The following is a 16,755-nucleotide window of genomic DNA, read 5'->3' as shown; positions in this document are numbered from 1 at the left end:
GACCTACGTGAGACCCGCCGCCCGGGCCCGTTCCACGGCCGGGCCGATGGCCTTGGCCAGGGCCTCGACGTCGGCTTCGGTGGAGGTGTGGCCGAGGGAGAAGCGCAGGGTGCCGCGGGCCAGATCCGGGTCGGTGCCGGTGGCCAGCAGGACGTGACTGGGCTGGGCGACGCCGGCGGTGCAGGCGGAGCCGGTGGAGCACTCGATGCCCTGGGCGTCGAGAAGCAGCAGCAGGGAGTCGCCCTCGCAGCCGGGGAAGGTGAAGTGCGCGTTGGCGGGCAGGCGTCCGGCCGGGTCCGGGTCGCCGCCGAGGACGGCGTCCGGGACGGCTCGGCGGACCGCGGTCACGAGGGCGTCGCGCAGGGCGCCGATCTCGCGGGCGAACCACTCGCGCTGCTCGGCGGCGAGCCGTCCGGCGACCGCGAAGGAGGCGATGGCGGGCACGTCGAGGGTGCCGGAGCGTACGTGCCGCTCCTGGCCGCCGCCGTGCAGGACGGGCACGGGGGTGTGCTCCCGGCCGAGCAGGAGCGCGCCGATGCCGTACGGGCCGCCGATCTTGTGGCCGGACACGGTCATCGCGGCGAGGCCGGAGGCGGCGAAGTCCACCGGGATCTGGCCGAAGGCCTGGACGGCGTCCGAGTGCAGCGGCACGCCGAACTCGGCGGCCACGTCGGCCAGTTCACGGACCGGCAGGATCGTCCCGATCTCGTTGTTGGCCCACATGACGGTGGCGAGGGCCACGTCGGCGGGGTTGCGGGCGATGGCCTCGCGCAGGGCGCCGGGGTGGACGCGGCCGTGCGCGTCGACGGGCAGGTACTCGACGGTGGCGCCCTCGTGTTCGGCGAGCCAGTGCACGGCGTCGAGGACCGCGTGGTGCTCGACGGGGCTGGCGAGGACGCGGGTGCGGGCCGGGTCGGCGTCCCGGCGTGACCAGTACAGGCCCTTGACTGCGAGGTTGTCGGCCTCCGTGCCGCCCGAGGTGAAGACGACCTCGCTGGGGCGGGCGCCGAGGGCCTCGGCGAGGGACTCGCGGGCCTCCTCGACGGTGCGGCGGGCCTGCCTGCCGGATGCGTGGAGGGACGACGCGTTGCCGGTGGCACCCAGCTGGGCGCTGAACGCCTCAACCGCCTCCGGGAGCATCGGGGTGGTCGCGGCGTGGTCGAGGTAAGCCATGGTGAGCCCGATTCTACGGCTCCCCCCGCCCGCCCCGAGGCGCGGTGGGCCCGCAGGTGGGGCTACAGGCTCCAGGAGATGGAGCTGTCGAACTGCATGAAGGTCACGAGGACCACCAGGTCGGCGATGCCGAGACCCAGGCCGAGCAGCGCGCGGCCGCGGCGCTCGGTGCCGCGCCACAGGGCGACGCTCGCCAGCACGATGGCGATGGGGCCGAGCAGGAGGTTCAGCACGAGCAGGCCCAGCAGGCCGAGGACGAAGGACGCGACGGCCATGCCGTCGGTGTCGCGGAGACCGGTGCGGCGCGAGGCCGGAGCGGTGAGCTGCATGGTGATCGACTCCCGGGGTGGGTGCGGTCGTGCGGCGGTCAGTGGGCCTGCGTGTGGCGGCGGCGGCCGCGCTCGCGCAGCGCGAAGACGGCGAGCCAGACGGCGATGACGACGCCCGCGCCGACGGAGAAGGTGAGCGGCGCGTGGGCCACGGTGCCCAGCAGGACACCCAGCAGCAGCAGCGCGGCGACGATGAACAGCACGGGAAACAGCTCCCTGAGATTCGGTGAACGGTTGTGGTTACAGTTGTTCACTGACTTCCCAGTCTAGCGCCTCTCATGACTTTCCAATTCCAGAGAACAGTTGTTAACTGCATGGTATGAGTCACACCCTCGGGATCCGGCAGGCCCAGAAGCAGAAGACCCGGCAGGCGCTCCTGGACGCGGCCCTGGGGCTGCTGGAGGAGCAGAGCCTGAGCAGCCTCGGGCTGCGCGAGGTCACCCGCGCCGTGGGCGTCGCCCCGACCGCCTTCTACCGCCACTTCCGCTCCACGGCGGATCTGGGCGTGGCCCTGGTCGAGGAGGCGCTGGGCAGCCTGCACCCGATGATCCGGACGACGGTGTCCACGACGGGTGACCACGAGGAACGCGTCACGCGCACCATCGAACTGATCGCCCGTCATGTCGACGGGTACCCCGCGCACGTCCGGTTCATCGCCCGGGAGCGGCACGGCGGGGTCCAGCCGGTGCGCGAGGCCATACGCGAGCAACTGGACCGGTTCGCCCGGGAGGTGGGGGACGAGCTGGCCAAGGACCCGGTGTCGCAGGGCTGGAGCGGGGACGACCTGCTGATGCTGGCCCACCTGTACGTGGACCAGATGCTCAGCACGGCGTCGCTGTTCCTGGAGGCGCTGGAGAGTCCCGGCGAGGAGCGCGAGGAGCGCGAGGAGCGCGAGGAGCGCGAGCGGCAGGTCGCCCGGGTGGCGGCCCGGCAGATGCGGCTGATCGGCTTGGGCCGCCGGCATTGGCTGGATTGATGCGCCGTCGACGACCCGGATCGATGCGCCACCGAAGACACGGGGGCGGCACGCCCGTTCCCGAGCGCGCCGCCCCTGCGGCCTGAGAGGCCCCCCGTGCCGCCGGGGCTCAGCCCAGCCGCACCCGCGCCAGCTGCCGGGACTGGGCCACCAGCCGGTCCGCGCTGTCCCAGACCTCGGCGTCCTCCTCCAGGAAGCCGCCGGCGAGGTTGCGCGTGGTGATCGACACCCGCAGCGGGCCCGGCGCCGGGCGGCACCGGACGTGCACGGTCAGCTCGACGGTCGGCACCCAGCCCTTCAGCCCGAGCTCGAAGGCGGTCGGCGGCAGCGCGTCGACCGCGAGGAGCAGGGAGAGCGGGTCGGGGTCGCGCCCGTCCTTCAGGCCGAACCAGGCCCGCATCTCGCCCTTGCCGGACGGCTGCCCGAGGGCCCAGCCCAGGGTGGAGGGGTCGAGCTTGAGCATCAGGCGCTCGGTGATCGCCGAACTGCCGTCCACGGGGGCCGGCCCGTCCTCGGGGCCGAAGCAGTGCTCCAGCGGCGGGATCGCGGGCGGCCGGGCCGTGGTGCGGACGTCGTCGGGCAGGGCGTCCAGGTCGCCGTAGGAGGCGAGGACCCGGATGCGTTCGACCTCGCGGCCCTCGTCGTCGTACTGGAAGAGCGAGGCCTGGCCGGTCGACAGCGTGCGGCCGGTGCGGACGACGTCCGTGCGGACGACGGCCGGGCCGGGCTGGGACGCGGTCAGGTAGTGCGCGGAGACCGTGAAGGGGTCCCCGTGCGGGAGGGCGTCCGCGAGGGCGCGGCCGAGGACGGCGAGCAGATAGCCGCCGTTGACGGCGCTGATGATCGTCCAGCCGGCGGAGAGGTCGATGTCGTACACGCCGGGCGCGCGGCGGACGAGCGCGGTGTCGCGGTCGAACTCGCTGTCGCCGATCGAGGCCCGGACGGCCGGGGCGGAGGCTGCTTCTGGCATGGCTGAACAGTACAAGAATCAGCTACTAAGCGGTAGCTTTTGCGTTCCCCTCCGAGCCGGCCGTCACGGCAGCACGGGCTGCTCCTCCTCGCTCACCGTCGACCTGCGGTGCCAGGCCCGCGGAGCCCGCCAGTGGTAGCGCATCGCCAGCAGGCGCAGCACGAAGGCGGTGATCACCGCGAGGGAGCTGGTGAACGGGTTCAGGGCGTCGTAGCGGATGCACAGGGCGACCAGGGCGGCGCCGACGATCGCCGGGACCGCGTAGAGGTCGCGGTCCCAGCGCAGCAGGGAGGGCACCTCGTTGGCGAGGACGTCCCGCAGCACGCCCCCGCCCACCGCGGTGGTCAGCCCCAGGCCGGCGGAGGCGGTCAGGCCGAGCCCGTACTCGTACGCCTTCGTGGTGCCGGCGACGCAGAACAGGCCGAGCCCCGCCGCGTCGAAGACGTTCACGGCGACCTGGATGCGCTCCACCTGGGGGTGCAGGAAGAACACCAGGAGCGTGGCGAGCAGCGGGGTGAGGAAGTACCCCAGGTCCGTGAACGCGGCGGGCGGGACGGCCCCGATGACCAGGTCGCGGAAGAGCCCGCCGCCCAGCGCGGTGACCTCGGCGAGGACGGCCATGCCGAAGACGTCGAAGTTCTTGCGCACGGCCAGCAGCGCGCCGGAGATCGCGAAGACGAAGATGCCGATCAGGTCGAGCGTGTGCTGGACGGACGGACTGAAGAGTTGCTGGAGCACCCGTGCATTTTCCCCCACGGGTGAGCCCCCGCCCCGAGGTGCGGGGGCGGGGGCTCGGGCGGAGTCACTTCTCCACGGCAGTGGCGGTGCTCTCCGGGGTCGCTTCGCTCTCCGGGGTCACTTCCCTGGCCGAGGACAGCAGCTCGGTGTCCTGCGGCTGCTGGTCCTCGAAGTTCTCCGGGTGGTGGCAGGCCACGCGCTGGCCGGCCCGCAGCTCCACCAGCGGCGGCTCGGTCGTCTTGCAGATCTGCGTCGCCTTCCAGCACCGGGTGTGGAAACGGCAGCCGCTCGGCGGCGCGATCGGCGAGGGCACGTCGCCCTTGAGCAGGATGCGCTCGCTCTTGACGCCCCGGCGCTTGGGATCCGGTATCGGCACGGCCGACAGCAGCGCCTTGGAGTACGGGTGCATCGGCGACTTGTAGAGCTTGTCGCGGTCGGCCAGCTCGACGATCTTGCCGAGGTACATCACCGCGATCCGGTCCGAGACGTGACGGACGACCGACAGGTCGTGCGCGATGATCACGTACGTCAGGCCGAGTTCCTCCTGGAGGTCGTCCAGCAGGTTCACCACCTGCGCCTGGATCGACACGTCCAGCGCGGAGACCGGCTCGTCGGCCACCACCAGCTTGGGGTTGAGCGCGAGGGCCCGGGCGATGCCGATGCGCTGGCGCTGGCCGCCGGAGAACTCGTGCGGGTAGCGGTTGTAGTGCTCGGGGTTCAGGCCGACCACCGACAGCAGCCGCTGGACCTCCTTCTTGACCCCGCCCTCGGGTTCGACGCCCTGCAGCCGGAAGGGGGCGCCGACGATCGTGCCGATCGTGTGCCGCGGGTTCAGCGAGGAGTACGGGTCCTGGAAGATCATCTGCACGTCGCGGCGCATGGGGCGCAGCTCGCCGGTCTTCAGGTGCGTGATGTCCTTGCCCTCGAACTCGACCGTGCCGCCGGTCGGTTCGAGCAGCCGGGTGATCAGCCGGCCCATGGTGGACTTGCCGCAGCCCGACTCGCCCACGACACCGAGCGTCTCGCCCTTGCGGACCTCGAAGTCGATGCCGTCCACGGCGCGGACGGCGCCGGTCTGCCGCTGCAGCAGGCCCTTGCGGATCGGGAAGTGCTTCTGCAGGCCGGTCACCTTCAGCAGGATCTCGCCGTCGGCGGTGTCCTTGGTGAGGGTGGGGGCGCTGGTGTCCGGTGCGCTCACCGTTTTGTCGTCGCTCACAGCTTCGGCGCAATCTCTTCGGTCCAGATACGCTCCCGCTGCTCCTGGGTCATGTGGCAGGCGGCCCAGTGCGAGCCGCCGACCTCGGTCAGCTCGGGACGGACCGTGCGGGTGACGTTGTCCTTCGGGATGTCCGCGTACGGGCAGCGCGGGTGGAAGGCGCAGCCGGACGGCAGGTTGATGAGGGAGGGCGGCGAGCCCTTGATCGGGATGAGCCGGTCGGTCTCGTCACGGTCCAGTCGCGGCATCGAGCCGAGCAGACCCCAGGTGTAGGGGTGCCGGGGCGCGGAGAACACGTCCTCGGCGGGGCCGCGCTCCACGCACCGGCCGCCGTACATGACCAGCAGGTCGTCGGCCATCTCGGCCACGACGCCCAGGTCGTGGGTGATCATGATGACCGCGGAGCCGAACTCCTTCTGCAGGTCCCGGATCAGGTCGAGGATCTGCGCCTGGACGGTGACGTCCAGGGCGGTGGTCGGCTCGTCGGCGATGAGCAGCTCGGGGTTGTTCACCAGGGCCATGGCGATCATGGCGCGCTGGCGCATGCCGCCGGAGAACTCGTGCGGGTAGCTGTCGACGCGCTTGCCGGGCTCGGGGATGCCGACCCGGTCGAGCATGTCCACCGCCCGCTGCTTGGCGGCCTTCTTGCTGACGTCGTGGTGGACGCGGTAGGCCTCCACGATCTGTTGCCCGACGGTGTAGTACGGGTGCATCGCGGACAGCGGGTCCTGGAAGATCATGGCCATCTTCCGCCCGCGCAGCCGCCGTACGGCGTCGGGGTCGGCCGCGATCAGCTCCTGGCCGTCCAGCCAGACCTCGCCGGTGACCTTGGCGCGCGCCGAGCGGTGCAGGCCCATGACGCCGAGCGAGGTGACGGACTTGCCGGAGCCGGACTCGCCCACGATGCCGAGGGTCTGACCCTTGCGCACGTCGAAGCTGACGCCGTCGACGGACTTGACCAGGCCGTCGTCGGTGTCGAAGTGGATGCGCAGGTCGCGGACGGACAGGAACGCGTCGTCCGGGGCGGACGGGGCGGTGGTGTCGTCCGGTTCGCCGAGCGCGGCTTTGTCGAGCTTGCTCACGAGTACCTCACCCGGGGGTCGATGGCGGCGTACACCAGGTCGACGATCAAGTTGCAGAAGACGATGAAGAACGCGGCGACCAGGGTCACGCCCATCACGATGGGCAGGTCGTTGTCCTTGATGGCCTGGACCGAGTATGCGCCGATGCCCTGGAGGGAGAACACCGTCTCGGTGAGGACCGCGGTGCCGACCAGGGTGCCGAAGTCCATGCCGAAGATGGTGACGATCGGGGTGAGCGCGGAGCGCAGGCCGTGCTTGGCGACGACCGTGGACTCCGTCAGGCCCTTGGCCCGCGCGGTGCGGATGTAGTCCTCGCTCATCGTCTCCAGCATGCCCGCCCGGGTGAGCCGGGCGTACAGCGCGGAGAACAGGAACGCGAGACTGACCCAGGGGAGCACCAGGTGCCAGGCCCACTCGGCCGGGTTCTCGGTGAACGGCACGTAGTCGATGCTGTCCCAGATGGGGATCTCGTAGACGAAGAGGGCCAGCAGGATCTGGCCGGTGAAGAAGATCGGCAGGGAGACGCCGGCCAGGGCGATGAACATCGAGATGCGGTCGATCGGCTTGCCCTTGCGCAGGGCGGAGATGACACCGGTCGTCACGCCCGAGACCAGCCAGATCACCGCGGCACCGATGGCCAGCGAGAAGGACACCGGGATCCGCTGCTCCAACTGGGGCCACACTTCGATGTGGCTCTTGAAGGAGTAGCCGAAGCAGGGTGCGCCGCAGTGCGTCGCGTCAGGGCCGAACTTGTAGTCGGCGCCCACCACGAGGCCCTTGATGAAGTCCCAGTACTGGACGTAGACCGGCTGGTCCAGTCCCAGGTTCTGCTTGATCGCGGCGACGGAGGCGGGGTTCGCGTCCTTGCCGACGTACTGGGTGGCCAACTGGTCGGCCGTCTGCCCCCCGAGGCGGGGAACGAGGAAGAAGATGGCGAAGGTGACTGCGCTGACCACCAGCAGCAACAGCACCGCGCCCATGACGCGTCGGAGGATGTACGCAGCCACAGCTGTACGGCCCCGGGTGGCCGCGGCGGGATCGTCCGCCGCGGCCACCCGTTGCCTTCACCTGCCTTTCGAAAGGATCCGGCCTGCTGAGTTACTTCGAGGAGCTCATCAGCAGGTAGTCGTACATGCCCAGGTAGGCCTGCGTGACCGTGACGTTGCTGGCGGACACCGGCCGGAGCAGCAGGTTCTTGCGGTAGACCAGCGGGACGACCGAGGCGTTGTCGAGCACCATCTTGTCGATGTCACCCCAGGCCTTGGTGCGGGCCGCGTCGTCGGTGTTGGCGATCGCGTCCGTCAGGGCCTTGTTGATCTTCGGGTCGTCCAGCTCCATCAGGTTGTTGCCACCGGAGGGCTTGATGGCGGCACCGTTGATGATCTGGTCGAGGAAGCCGTAGCCGGTCGGCCAGTCGGCACCCCAGGCCATCGAGAGCATGCCGAGCTTGTTGTCGTGCACGTAGCTCGGGACACCGGCGAAGTTCGAGAAGTACTTGCCGGAGGGGAACTGCTTGATCTCGATGTTGACGCCGATGTTCTTCAGCGACGCCTGGATGGCGGTCGCGGCCGCGACCTCCGCCGGGCGGTCCGAACGAGCGGTCAGGATCGTGTTGAAGCCGTTCGGCTTGCCGCACTCCTTCAGCTCGGCCTTGGCCTTGGCCACGTCACCCTTGTGACCCTCGGTCGCGTAGGTGTCGAACTTGGTGTAGCCGTTGACCGACGGCGGCAGCAGCGTGGTCGCCACGTCGCCCTTCGGGGAGCCGCCCATCGCGTCCAGGACGGACTGCTTGTTCAGGCCCCACTGGACGGCCTTGCGGCAGTGCTCGTTGTCGAACGGCTTCACGTTGACGTTGAGCGCGATGTACTGCGTGGCACCCGCGTAGGAGCTGTCGGTCTGGTTGGCGTACTTGCCGCGCAGCACCTTCGGCTGGGTCTGCGGCTGCACACCGGTGCCGGCCGCGTCAGCCGTGATCTTGTCGGACAGCAGGTTGTTGTCGACCGTGACCGGGTTGACCTTGAACTTGATCGTGATCTTGTCCGGCAGGGCCTTGCGGATCGGGTCCGTCTTCGCGTCCCACTGCTTGTTCCGCACGAGGGTGGCGCCGCGGCCCTCCTCGTAGGACTGGAACTGGTACGGGCCGGAGGACTGGATGGCCTGGACGTACTTCGCGCCGGTGTCCTTCGCCTGCGGCACGGGGGCCGTCTGGGAGAAGGTCGCCAGGTAATCGAAGTCCGCGAACGGCTGCTTCAGCTTGAAGACGATCGTCCGGTCGTCCGGCGTCTCGATGGACTTGATGCCCTCGGCGGACTTGTCCTTGTAGGGACCCTTGTACTTGTCGCCGCCCTCGAGGTAGGCCTTGAAGTACGTCGGGCCGTTCGACAGTGCCTCGGGCGCGAAGTTGGAGCGCTCGATGGCGTACTTGACGTCCTTGGACGTCACCGGGGTGCCGTCCTGGAACTTCACACCCGCACGCAGCTTGTACGTCCAGGTCTTGGCGTCCGGGCTGGCCTTGCCGAGGGACTCGGCGAGGTCCGGCACGACCTCCAGGCCTTCCTTGCCCGCGGCCGGCTTGAACGTGGTGAGCGTCCTGCCGTAGAGCCGCGAGAAGTTCTGCACCCAGCCGTAGTACGTGTTGCCCGGGTCGAGGGAGTCCGGCACGTCCGAGTGCTCGTACGCGACCGTCCCTCCCTTCTTGTCGGACGCGTTGACGATCGAGTTCAGCGCGGCGTCCTTCTTGCCGCTGCCTCCCCCGTCGTTGTCGTCGCCTCCGCCGCCGCACGCGGCAGCACCGAGCGACAGTGCCAGGACCGACGCAACGCCGGCGGTCACCCTTCTCGTCTTCACCTGAGGAAGCCCCCTCATTCGATGGATCACTTGCTGCGAGGGTCGAGGGCGTCACGCAGCCCGTCACCCAGCAGGTTGAAGGCCAGGACGGTGATGAAGATCGCCAGTCCGGGCACGAACATGTACTGCGGATCAGCCGTGTAGAGATCCACAGCGTTGCTGAGCATGCCGCCCCAGGAGGCCTGCGGCGGAGCGATACCGACGCCGAGGAAGCTCAGCGCGGCCTCGAACAGGATGTTCGTCGGGATGATCAGCGTCGCGTAGACGAGGATCGGCGCGACGAGGTTCGGGAGCAGCTCGCGGAACAGGATGTACGGGCCGCGCGCCCCGAGGCTCGTGGAGGCCTCGATGAACTCCCGCTTGCGCAGGGTCATGGTCTGGGCCCGCACGATGCGGCCGATGTACGGCCAGCTGAAGAAGCCGATGACGAAGATCAGCACGCTGATGCGCAGGGACAGGCCGTCGAGACCGAAGAACCCGTCCTGCACCGAGGCGGAGATCGAGATCGCGAACAGCAGCAGCGGGAAGGCCAGGAAGGTGTCCATCAGCCTGCTGATGACGCTGTCGATCCAGCCGCCGTAGTACCCGGCGACGACACCGAGCACGGTGCCGATGCAGACGGACAGCAGCGTGGCGCCACCGGCGACGAGCAGGGAGACCCAGGAGCCGTCGATGATGCGCGCGAGCATGTCGCGGCCGTACTGGGGGTCCACGCCCAGCGGATGGTCCCAACTCATGCCGCCCCAGCCGCCCTTGGGCGCCAGCAGCGCCGGGTCGATGAGGTCCTGGTTGAACTTGTTGGGATCGAGGCCGAAGACCCACTGGATCGGCTTCGAGAGGATCGCCATCAGCACGAGCAGGATGACGACGACGCCTCCCGCCATCGCCACCTTGTCCCGCTTGAAGCGCATCCAGGCGATCTGGGTGAGCGAACGCCCCTCGATCTGGCTCTTCTTGACCCCGGAGAGCACGGCCTCGGGCTGTGCTCCGGCTTCCGCCCCGGTGGTCTCGATCGGTGCGGTCACGGTGCGATTGACCCCTCTCGGGCCGGCGATCGCCGACCCCCTGGCTGCCGCTGTAGCGGTTTTGTTTGTCTCGTACACGCGACCGACCGGTCCGTGTCTTGCCGGGAGTCTTCAACGCTTTGGCGATCTGTTGCCAGACTTGGCGGTGAATGGATGCGTAAACGTGATGCTGTCTGGGGGGTTCCGTTATCCGGACAGCGGGTAACGGGGGTCGGACGCGTCGTAGCAGGGGGATTTTAGGACGAACCCGTCCGTACTTTCCTCATCTACGCGCGGAGAGGTGAGCTTCCTTCATGTTCTGAAGGGGGTCGGCGGCAGGCCCGGGAGAGCCTCAGAACCTGCCCTGCGCGGGAGGGTAGCCGTAGCCGGACGCGGGGGCCTGGACGGGGGCCGTGGCGTGCGCCTCGCGGTCGTAGAAGGGGCGCGCCTTGGCCCGCAGCCACATGGCGACCGGGTCGTGCTCGTCCGACATGGCGACCGTCGAGACGGGCAGCCCGTCGGGCACGGCGCCGAGGGACTGCTGCATCATCGCGCGTACGGCGTCCACGGCCGGCGGCGAGGTGTCGTACACGTCCAGCCCGATGGCGAGATACGGCGCGCCGAGGGCGGGCTGCACCCAGGCGCGGCGCAGTGCGCGGACGGCCGGGGTGCGGTGGGCGTTCTGCGCGAGCAGGGCGTAGAACTGGGGGATCTCGATGGCCGGTTCGGACAGCCGCAGCGGCCCGGCCGGCTGGCGGTCCAGGCCCGTGGCGATGCGGCGCAGGTCGAGCCAGGGGATGCCGAGGCCGCCGCCGGGGGCGTGCGGGTTGAGCCAGAGGCCGTAGTGGTCGGGGTAGAGGGCGCGGGCCACGTCGAGCCCGTCGATCACCTCGTAGGAACGGTTCCAGCCGCTGGCCGACAGCTCCTGCGCGGAGGTGACGCAGGGCGCGTAGCCGTGGCCGTCGACCTCCATCTTTCCGTACTGGGCGTCCGGGGATCCGGCCTGTCCGTGCCACAGGAGCATCCAGATCTGGCCGGTGTGCGGGGTCGCGAGCGCGCGCAGGAGTGCCTCGTAGGCGTCGTAGCGCCCGGGCGTGACCTGGCGCAGCATGTGCTCGACCTGTCCGGCCGCGGCCGTGCCGCTCGCGCTCACCTTTACCGCCCCTTCGTACAACGCCTCGACGGTGCCCTAGCTTAAGCCCGCGCGGGAGTACGGAGCCGGGGTCGTGTCGCGGCCGCGGGGGCGTGGGGGGGCTCGCGCAGTTCCCCGCGCCCCTGGGGGTGGTGCCCTACCGCTGGAAGAAGGGCCGGACCCGCTCGCGCATCCACGCGCCCACGGGGTCCTCCGTGACGTCCAGGAGCACCAGGTTGACCGGCCAGGGGGTGGGTACGGCGGTGACGGCCCGGGTGAGCGCCTCCAGGGGCAGGGCGCGCACGTCGCCTTCCCACTGGGAGAGTTCGACGCCCACGAACATCACGGGGTCGGCGGTCTCGATCGCGGCGAGGCAGCGGCGGGCGGTGACGACGACACCGGTGGCCTCGAACTCGGCCGAGGCGGCGGCGAGGAAGTCGACCGGGTCGTCCTGCCAGTCGGGTTCGAACAGGCGGACGCGGCCGCCGCCCGCGGGCCCGTCGAGCGGGGTGCGCCCGGCCCGGCACAGCTCGGCGACGGCGGGGGGCGGCAGCGGTATCCCGACCACGCCGCCGGGGTTGATCACGATGCCGGCGTGCGGGGGCAGTCCGCGGGCGAACTCCACGGCGGGGGCGATCGTGTACGACATGTGGGCCCCGGCGGCCAGGCGGAACTGCTCCTCCGAGCTGAACACCGGCACGTACGCCTGGCCGTCGATCTCGACGGCCGGCAGGTCGAGGGGGCCGCTGTGCGGGCCGCCGCCGTTGGGCAGCGGGACCCAGACGAAGCTCCGTCCGAGCACCTCGACGATCCGGCCGCCGGCCGCGGGGCCGGCGCCCAGGGAGGCCGAGAGCACCTCCTCCAGCTCGTTGCCGGGCCATCCTCCGTGCGGGTGGGTCTGCGTGTGCGCGGGGAAGCCGGACGGGAACTCCGCCGGAACGTCCATGTGCCTACCGCCTGCCTGAAGCCACTGCCAGTGCCGTCAGAAGGCTAACGGCTGGGGTGGGGTGGGGGCCGGGGTGGGCTCCGTGCCGGGGGTCCGTGCCGGGGCTGCGTGCCGGGGGGCCGGCGCGTCCCATCGGCCGTCCGTCGGCTGCGGGCTGTCGGTGGCTGTTCGCGCAGTTCCCCGCGCCCCTGCAGGGCGCGTACCTGGAGGGCGGGTGCGGGTTGTCGGTGGTCGTTCGCGCAGTTCCCCGCGCCCCTGCAGGGCGCGTTGCTGGAGGGAGTGGGTCTGTGGGTCAGGTCGTGAAGGTGATCCGGTGGAGGGTCGCCGCTGCCGCGCGGTCGGTCAGGGTGGCCGAGGCGCAGCCTCGCGGGAGGCGGCCGTCCTGCACCGCGCGCAGGAGGCGGTCCATGGCCACGCGGTGGCGGCGGAAGGCGTAACGGGAGACGCCGCGGCCCCGGTCCCGCTGGCCGGCCAGGGCCTGCTCGGGCGTGACGTCGAGGAGGAGCAGGTGCAGGGCGCCGCCCCGGCGGCGTGCCTCACGGGCGAGCCAGCGGCGCACCCATGCCTGGGTGCCGCAGTCGTGCACCACGAGTCCTCCGCCGGTGCGCAGGGCGCGGCGCAGCCCGGCGTAATGGGAGAGGCGGACGAGCGGGCGGTAGATCCCGTACGGCAGGAAGCGGGGCGCGCGGCGCTCCCAGCGGTCGCGGACGTCCTGGGAGTCGACGCGCCGGTCCGGGACGGCGCGCCGCATCAGCGTGGACTTGCCGCTGCCGGGCAGCCCGGTGACCACGACGACGTCGCGGGAGCCGAACACCAGCGTGCGCGGACCGCGTCCGGCGCGCTCGCGCAGGTCGCGGACGGTGGGCGCCGGCACCGGGCCGCGGGCGGGCCGGGCCGCCCTCGCCGGCGCGGCCGGCTGCCCGGGCAACGCGATGCCCGTGGTCGCGGCGTACGCCCTGGTCCTGTTCACCGTGATCGTCCTCCCCTGGGGCCAGGTACGCCGGTACCGTCCCCGCCGAGTGTAAAGAGAAGGTAATGCCGCAGGCCTCTCATTTCGGTCCGGTTCCTGCAACAGGGCTGCCACAGGTCTCCGGGCCCGGCGCGCGGGACAGCGCACTTGCTGAGAAAGGTCCCCCTGCCGCGCCGGAAGGATGCGTGCAATGATGTGCGCGCCAACTGCATACCGGCCGTTTGAATCCGCGCGGGAGAGTTCCCAGCACCGCTGACGCTGGGGCGCCGAAGGAGCAAGTCCCTCCCTTGAATCTCTCAGGCACCGTTACCGCGCGGGCGAGGCACATCTGAAAAGCGGGCCCTCCCTGCCCCGGCAGGCCGGCTCCACCCAAGGTGCAAGCCATGGACCAGCGCGGTCATGGCGAACCTCTCAGGTTCCGATGACAGATGGGGAGGAACGACCTCGCCGTCATTGCCTTGGGAGACGACCGACCGTGAGCAGTACAGGAGAACTCCGTCACACCGCGCTCGATGCCCTGCATCGTGTCCTCGGTGCGACCATGACCGACTTCGCCGGCTGGGACATGCCCCTGCGCTACGGCTCCGAGCGCGACGAGCACCTCGCCGTGCGCACCAGGGCCGGGCTGTTCGACCTCTCCCACATGGGCGAGATCACCGTCACCGGCCCGCAGGCCGCCGCCCTTCTCGACTTCGCCCTGGTGGGCAACATCGGCGGGGTGAAGCCGGGCCGCGCCCGCTACACCATGATCTGCCGGGCCGACGGCGGCATCCTCGACGACCTGATCGTCTACCGGCTGGGCGAGACCGAGTTCATGGTCGTCGCCAACGCCTCCAACGCCCAGTTCGTCCTGGACGCGCTCACCGAGCGCGCCGACGGCTTCGACGCCGAGGTGCGCGACGACCGGGACGCCTACGCGCTGATCGCCGTCCAGGGCCCGGAGTCGCCCGGGATCCTGAAGTCCCTGACCGACGCGGACCTCGACGGGCTGAAGTACTACGCCGGCCTGCCGGGCACCGTCGCCGGTGTCCCCGCCCTGATCGCCCGCACCGGCTACACGGGCGAGGACGGCTTCGAACTGTTCGTGAAGCCGGAGCACGCCGTCGAGCTGTGGCAGGCGCTGACCAAGGCCGGCGAGGGCGCCGGTCTGGTCCCCTGCGGCCTGTCCTGCCGCGACACGCTGCGCCTGGAGGCGGGCATGCCGCTGTACGGGCACGAGCTGACCACCTCCCTGACGCCCTTCGACGCCGGGCTCGGCCGCGTGGTGAAGTTCGAGAAGGAGGGCGACTTCGTGGGCCGCGAGGCCCTGCGCGAGGCCGCCGCCCGGGCCGAGCAGAACCCGCCGCGGGTGCTCGTCGGCCTGGTCGCCGAGGGCCGCCGCGTCCCCCGCGCCGGGTACGCCGTCGTCGCGGGCGGCGAGGTGATCGGCGAGGTCACCTCCGGCGCCCCCTCCCCCACCCTGGGCAAGCCGATCGCCATGGCCTACGTCGACGCCGCGCACGCCGCGCCCGGCACGTCCGGCGTGGGTGTGGACATCCGGGGCAGTCACGAGCCGTACGAGGTCGTGGCGCTGCCGTTCTACAAGCGGCAGAAGTAGACACTGGCCGTGGGCCGCCCGTGCGGCCCGGCCACCTCACCCGGTTCACCAGCAGTCTCCCGTCCCCCTTTTCACAGCACTCCCGCGCGTACAGGAGAATTCAGGCCATGAGCAACCCCCAGCAGCTGCGCTACAGCAAGGAGCACGAGTGGCTGTCGGCCGCCGAGGACGGCGTGTCGACGGTCGGCATCACGGAGCACGCGGCCAACGCGCTCGGCGACGTGGTCTTCGTCCAGCTCCCCGAGGTCGGTGACACGGTGTCCGCGGGCGAGACCTGCGGCGAGCTGGAGTCGACCAAGTCGGTGTCCGACCTGTACTCGCCGGTCTCCGGTGAGGTCACCGAGGTCAACGAGGACGTCGTGAACGACCCGTCGCTGGTGAACTCGGCCCCCTTCGAGGGCGGCTGGCTGTTCAAGGTGCGCGTCACGGACGAGCCGGGCGACCTGCTCTCCGCCGACGAGTACACCGCGTTCTCCGCCGGCTGAGGAGTCGTAGCCGTATGTCCGTCCTGAACACCCCCCTGCACGAGCTCGACCCGGCCGTGGCCGCCGCGGTCGACGCCGAGCTGCACCGTCAGCAGTCCACGCTCGAGATGATCGCCTCGGAGAACTTCGCCCCGGTCGCGGTCATGGAGGCGCAGGGCTCGGTCCTCACCAACAAGTACGCCGAGGGCTACCCGGGCCGCCGCTACTACGGCGGCTGCGAGCACGTCGACGTGGTCGAGCAGATCGCGATCGACCGCGTGAAGGAGCTGTTCGGCGCCGAGCACGCCAACGTGCAGCCGCACTCCGGCGCCCAGGCCAACGCGGCCGCGATGTTCGCGCTGCTCAAGCCGGGCGACACCATCATGGGCCTGAACCTCGCCCACGGCGGTCACCTGACCCACGGCATGAAGATCAACTTCTCCGGCAAGCTCTACGACGTCGTCGCCTACCACGTGGGCGACGACGGCCGGGTCGACATGGCCGAGGTCGAGCGGCTGGCCAAGGAGTCCCGGCCGAAGCTGATCGTGGCCGGCTGGTCGGCGTACCCGCGGCAGCTGGACTTCGCCGAGTTCCGCCGGATCGCGGACGAGGTCGGCGCGTACCTGATGGTCGACATGGCCCACTTCGCCGGTCTTGTCGCGGCCGGGCTGCACCCCAACCCGGTGCCGCACGCGCACGTGGTCACCACCACGACGCACAAGACCCTCGGCGGCCCGCGCGGCGGTGTGATCCTCTCCACGGCCGAGCTGGCCAAGAAGATCAACTCCGCCGTCTTCCCCGGTCAGCAGGGTGGCCCGCTGGAGCACGTGGTCGCCGCCAAGGCCGTCGCCTTCAAGGTCGCCGCCTCGGACGACTTCAAGGAGCGCCAGCGCCGTACGCTGGAGGGTGCCCGCATCCTGGCCGAGCGTCTGGTGAAGGACGACGTCCGGGCCGTGGGCGTGGACGTCCTGTCCGGCGGCACGGACGTGCACCTGGTCCTGGTCGACCTGCGCGACTCCGAGCTGGACGGGCAGCAGGCCGAGGACCGGCTCCACGAGATCGGCATCACCGTCAACCGCAACGCGATCCCGAACGACCCGCGTCCGCCGATGGTGACGTCCGGTCTGCGGATCGGTACCCCGGCCCTGGCCACCCGCGGCTTCGACGCCGAGGCGTTCACCGAGGTCGCCGACGTCATCGCCGAGGCGCTGAAGCCGTCGTACGACGCGGAGGCCCTCAAGGCCCGGGTGAAGGCCCTGGCCGACCGGCACCCGCTGTACCCGGGTCTGAACAAGTAACGAAGAAACCTTT

At 70.6% G+C, this 16,755-nt stretch carries 17 protein-coding genes and 2 riboswitches; of the genes, 4 read left to right on the top strand and 13 right to left on the bottom strand.

Annotated features, from left to right (window positions below):
- Window positions 1–3: 3 nt before the first annotated feature.
- The 3 genes from ACZ4M5_RS32435 to ACZ4M5_RS32425 form a co-directional block, all read right to left on the bottom strand.
- Window positions 4–1,173 carry a cysteine desulfurase family protein gene (locus ACZ4M5_RS32435; RefSeq protein ID WP_467742254.1) on the bottom strand — a complete coding sequence of 390 codons (1,170 nt, stop codon included), beginning with the start codon at window positions 1,171–1,173 and terminating at the stop codon, window positions 4–6.
- A gap of 62 nt (window positions 1,174–1,235) precedes the next feature.
- Window positions 1,236–1,502 carry a DUF4190 domain-containing protein gene (locus ACZ4M5_RS32430; protein ID WP_467742252.1) on the bottom strand — a complete coding sequence of 89 codons (267 nt, stop codon included), beginning with the start codon at window positions 1,500–1,502 and terminating at the stop codon, window positions 1,236–1,238.
- A gap of 38 nt (window positions 1,503–1,540) precedes the next feature.
- Window positions 1,541–1,705 carry a hypothetical protein gene (locus ACZ4M5_RS32425; RefSeq protein ID WP_369193606.1) on the bottom strand — a complete coding sequence of 55 codons (165 nt, stop codon included), beginning with the start codon at window positions 1,703–1,705 and terminating at the stop codon, window positions 1,541–1,543.
- A gap of 116 nt (window positions 1,706–1,821) precedes the next feature.
- On the opposite strand from ACZ4M5_RS32425, the gene ACZ4M5_RS32420 reads away from it, so the two are divergent.
- A complete protein-coding gene (locus tag ACZ4M5_RS32420) occupies window positions 1,822–2,478 on the top strand; it encodes a TetR family transcriptional regulator (RefSeq protein ID WP_467742249.1) in 657 nt (218 codons plus the stop codon).
- A gap of 109 nt (window positions 2,479–2,587) precedes the next feature.
- On the opposite strand, the gene ACZ4M5_RS32415 is transcribed toward ACZ4M5_RS32420, so the two are convergent.
- The 10 genes from ACZ4M5_RS32415 to ACZ4M5_RS32370 all read right to left on the bottom strand — a co-directional run bounded on the left by ACZ4M5_RS32415 (window position 2,588) and on the right by ACZ4M5_RS32370 (window position 13,383).
- Window positions 2,588–3,448 (bottom strand): thioesterase family protein, encoded by an 861-nt coding sequence (locus tag ACZ4M5_RS32415; protein ID WP_467742247.1) that lies wholly within the window; start codon window positions 3,446–3,448, stop codon window positions 2,588–2,590.
- Between the two features lie 63 nt (window positions 3,449–3,511).
- Window positions 3,512–4,186 (bottom strand): trimeric intracellular cation channel family protein, encoded by a 675-nt coding sequence (locus ACZ4M5_RS32410; protein ID WP_333933847.1) that lies wholly within the window; start codon window positions 4,184–4,186, stop codon window positions 3,512–3,514.
- 64 nt (window positions 4,187–4,250) lie between these two features.
- On the bottom strand, window positions 4,251–5,402 hold the full coding sequence (locus tag ACZ4M5_RS32405) for an ABC transporter ATP-binding protein (protein ID WP_467742245.1): 1,152 nt from the start codon (window positions 5,400–5,402) through the stop codon (window positions 4,251–4,253).
- Window positions 5,399–6,484, bottom strand: a complete 1,086-nt coding sequence (locus ACZ4M5_RS32400) for an ABC transporter ATP-binding protein (RefSeq protein WP_467742243.1) — start codon at window positions 6,482–6,484, stop codon at window positions 5,399–5,401. The genes ACZ4M5_RS32405 and ACZ4M5_RS32400 overlap by 4 nt, the downstream gene beginning before the upstream one ends.
- The gene (locus ACZ4M5_RS32395) at window positions 6,481–7,491 is read right to left on the bottom strand and encodes an ABC transporter permease (RefSeq protein ID WP_467742241.1); all 1,011 of its coding nucleotides are present in this window, start codon (window positions 7,489–7,491) and stop codon (window positions 6,481–6,483) included. The genes ACZ4M5_RS32400 and ACZ4M5_RS32395 overlap by 4 nt, the downstream gene beginning before the upstream one ends.
- Window positions 7,492–7,582: 91 nt before the next feature.
- Window positions 7,583–9,349: an ABC transporter substrate-binding protein gene (locus tag ACZ4M5_RS32390; RefSeq protein WP_467742239.1), complete on the bottom strand. Its 1,767-nt coding sequence runs from the start codon at window positions 9,347–9,349 to the stop codon at window positions 7,583–7,585.
- A gap of 8 nt (window positions 9,350–9,357) precedes the next feature.
- Window positions 9,358–10,356, bottom strand: a complete 999-nt coding sequence (locus tag ACZ4M5_RS32385) for an ABC transporter permease (RefSeq protein ID WP_398106455.1) — start codon at window positions 10,354–10,356, stop codon at window positions 9,358–9,360.
- A 331-nt stretch (window positions 10,357–10,687) separates the two neighbouring features.
- Window positions 10,688–11,488, bottom strand: coding sequence for an enhanced serine sensitivity protein SseB C-terminal domain-containing protein (locus ACZ4M5_RS32380; protein WP_467742237.1), 801 nt, complete (start codon window positions 11,486–11,488; stop codon window positions 10,688–10,690).
- A gap of 136 nt (window positions 11,489–11,624) precedes the next feature.
- A complete protein-coding gene (locus ACZ4M5_RS32375; protein ID WP_467742235.1) occupies window positions 11,625–12,413 on the bottom strand; it encodes an enhanced serine sensitivity protein SseB in 789 nt (262 codons plus the stop codon).
- Window positions 12,414–12,705: 292 nt separating this feature from the next.
- On the bottom strand, window positions 12,706–13,383 hold the full coding sequence (locus ACZ4M5_RS32370) for an AAA family ATPase (protein WP_467742233.1): 678 nt from the start codon (window positions 13,381–13,383) through the stop codon (window positions 12,706–12,708).
- 222 nt (window positions 13,384–13,605) lie between these two features.
- Window positions 13,606–13,705, top strand: a riboswitch (glycine riboswitch).
- A riboswitch (glycine riboswitch) is annotated at window positions 13,706–13,821 on the top strand.
- A 37-nt stretch (window positions 13,822–13,858) separates the two neighbouring features.
- Between ACZ4M5_RS32370 and gcvT the strand changes: the two genes are divergently transcribed.
- The 3 genes from gcvT to glyA all read left to right on the top strand — a co-directional run bounded on the left by gcvT (window position 13,859) and on the right by glyA (window position 16,742).
- On the top strand, window positions 13,859–14,980 hold the full coding sequence (gcvT, locus tag ACZ4M5_RS32365; RefSeq protein ID WP_467742231.1) for a glycine cleavage system aminomethyltransferase GcvT: 1,122 nt from the start codon (window positions 13,859–13,861) through the stop codon (window positions 14,978–14,980).
- 107 nt (window positions 14,981–15,087) lie between these two features.
- Window positions 15,088–15,465 carry a glycine cleavage system protein GcvH gene (gcvH, locus tag ACZ4M5_RS32360; RefSeq protein WP_086562694.1) on the top strand — a complete coding sequence of 126 codons (378 nt, stop codon included), beginning with the start codon at window positions 15,088–15,090 and terminating at the stop codon, window positions 15,463–15,465.
- Between the two features lie 14 nt (window positions 15,466–15,479).
- Window positions 15,480–16,742, top strand: a complete 1,263-nt coding sequence (gene glyA, locus ACZ4M5_RS32355; protein ID WP_467742228.1) for a serine hydroxymethyltransferase — start codon at window positions 15,480–15,482, stop codon at window positions 16,740–16,742.
- Window positions 16,743–16,755: the final 13 nt, after the last annotated feature.

The organism is Streptomyces sp. NPDC026246 (assembly GCF_055567995.1).
The sequence above is the reverse complement of the archived record's forward strand: the minus strand, read 5'-3'. Positions and strand labels throughout refer to the sequence as shown.

Coding starts and splice junctions, on each gene's coding strand:
- ACZ4M5_RS32435 (WP_467742254.1), bottom strand. CDS start 1,173: ATGGCTTACCTCGACCACGCCGCGACCACCCCGATGCTCCCGGAGGCG.
- ACZ4M5_RS32430 (WP_467742252.1), bottom strand. CDS start 1,502: ATGCAGCTCACCGCTCCGGCCTCGCGCCGCACCGGTCTCCGCGACACC.
- ACZ4M5_RS32420 (WP_467742249.1), top strand. CDS start 1,822: ATGAGTCACACCCTCGGGATCCGGCAGGCCCAGAAGCAGAAGACCCGG.
- ACZ4M5_RS32415 (WP_467742247.1), bottom strand. CDS start 3,448: ATGCCAGAAGCAGCCTCCGCCCCGGCCGTCCGGGCCTCGATCGGCGAC.
- ACZ4M5_RS32390 (WP_467742239.1), bottom strand. CDS start 9,349: ATGAGGGGGCTTCCTCAGGTGAAGACGAGAAGGGTGACCGCCGGCGTT.
- ACZ4M5_RS32375 (WP_467742235.1), bottom strand. CDS start 12,413: ATGGACGTTCCGGCGGAGTTCCCGTCCGGCTTCCCCGCGCACACGCAG.
- gcvH (WP_086562694.1), top strand. CDS start 15,088: ATGAGCAACCCCCAGCAGCTGCGCTACAGCAAGGAGCACGAGTGGCTG.
- glyA (WP_467742228.1), top strand. CDS start 15,480: ATGTCCGTCCTGAACACCCCCCTGCACGAGCTCGACCCGGCCGTGGCC.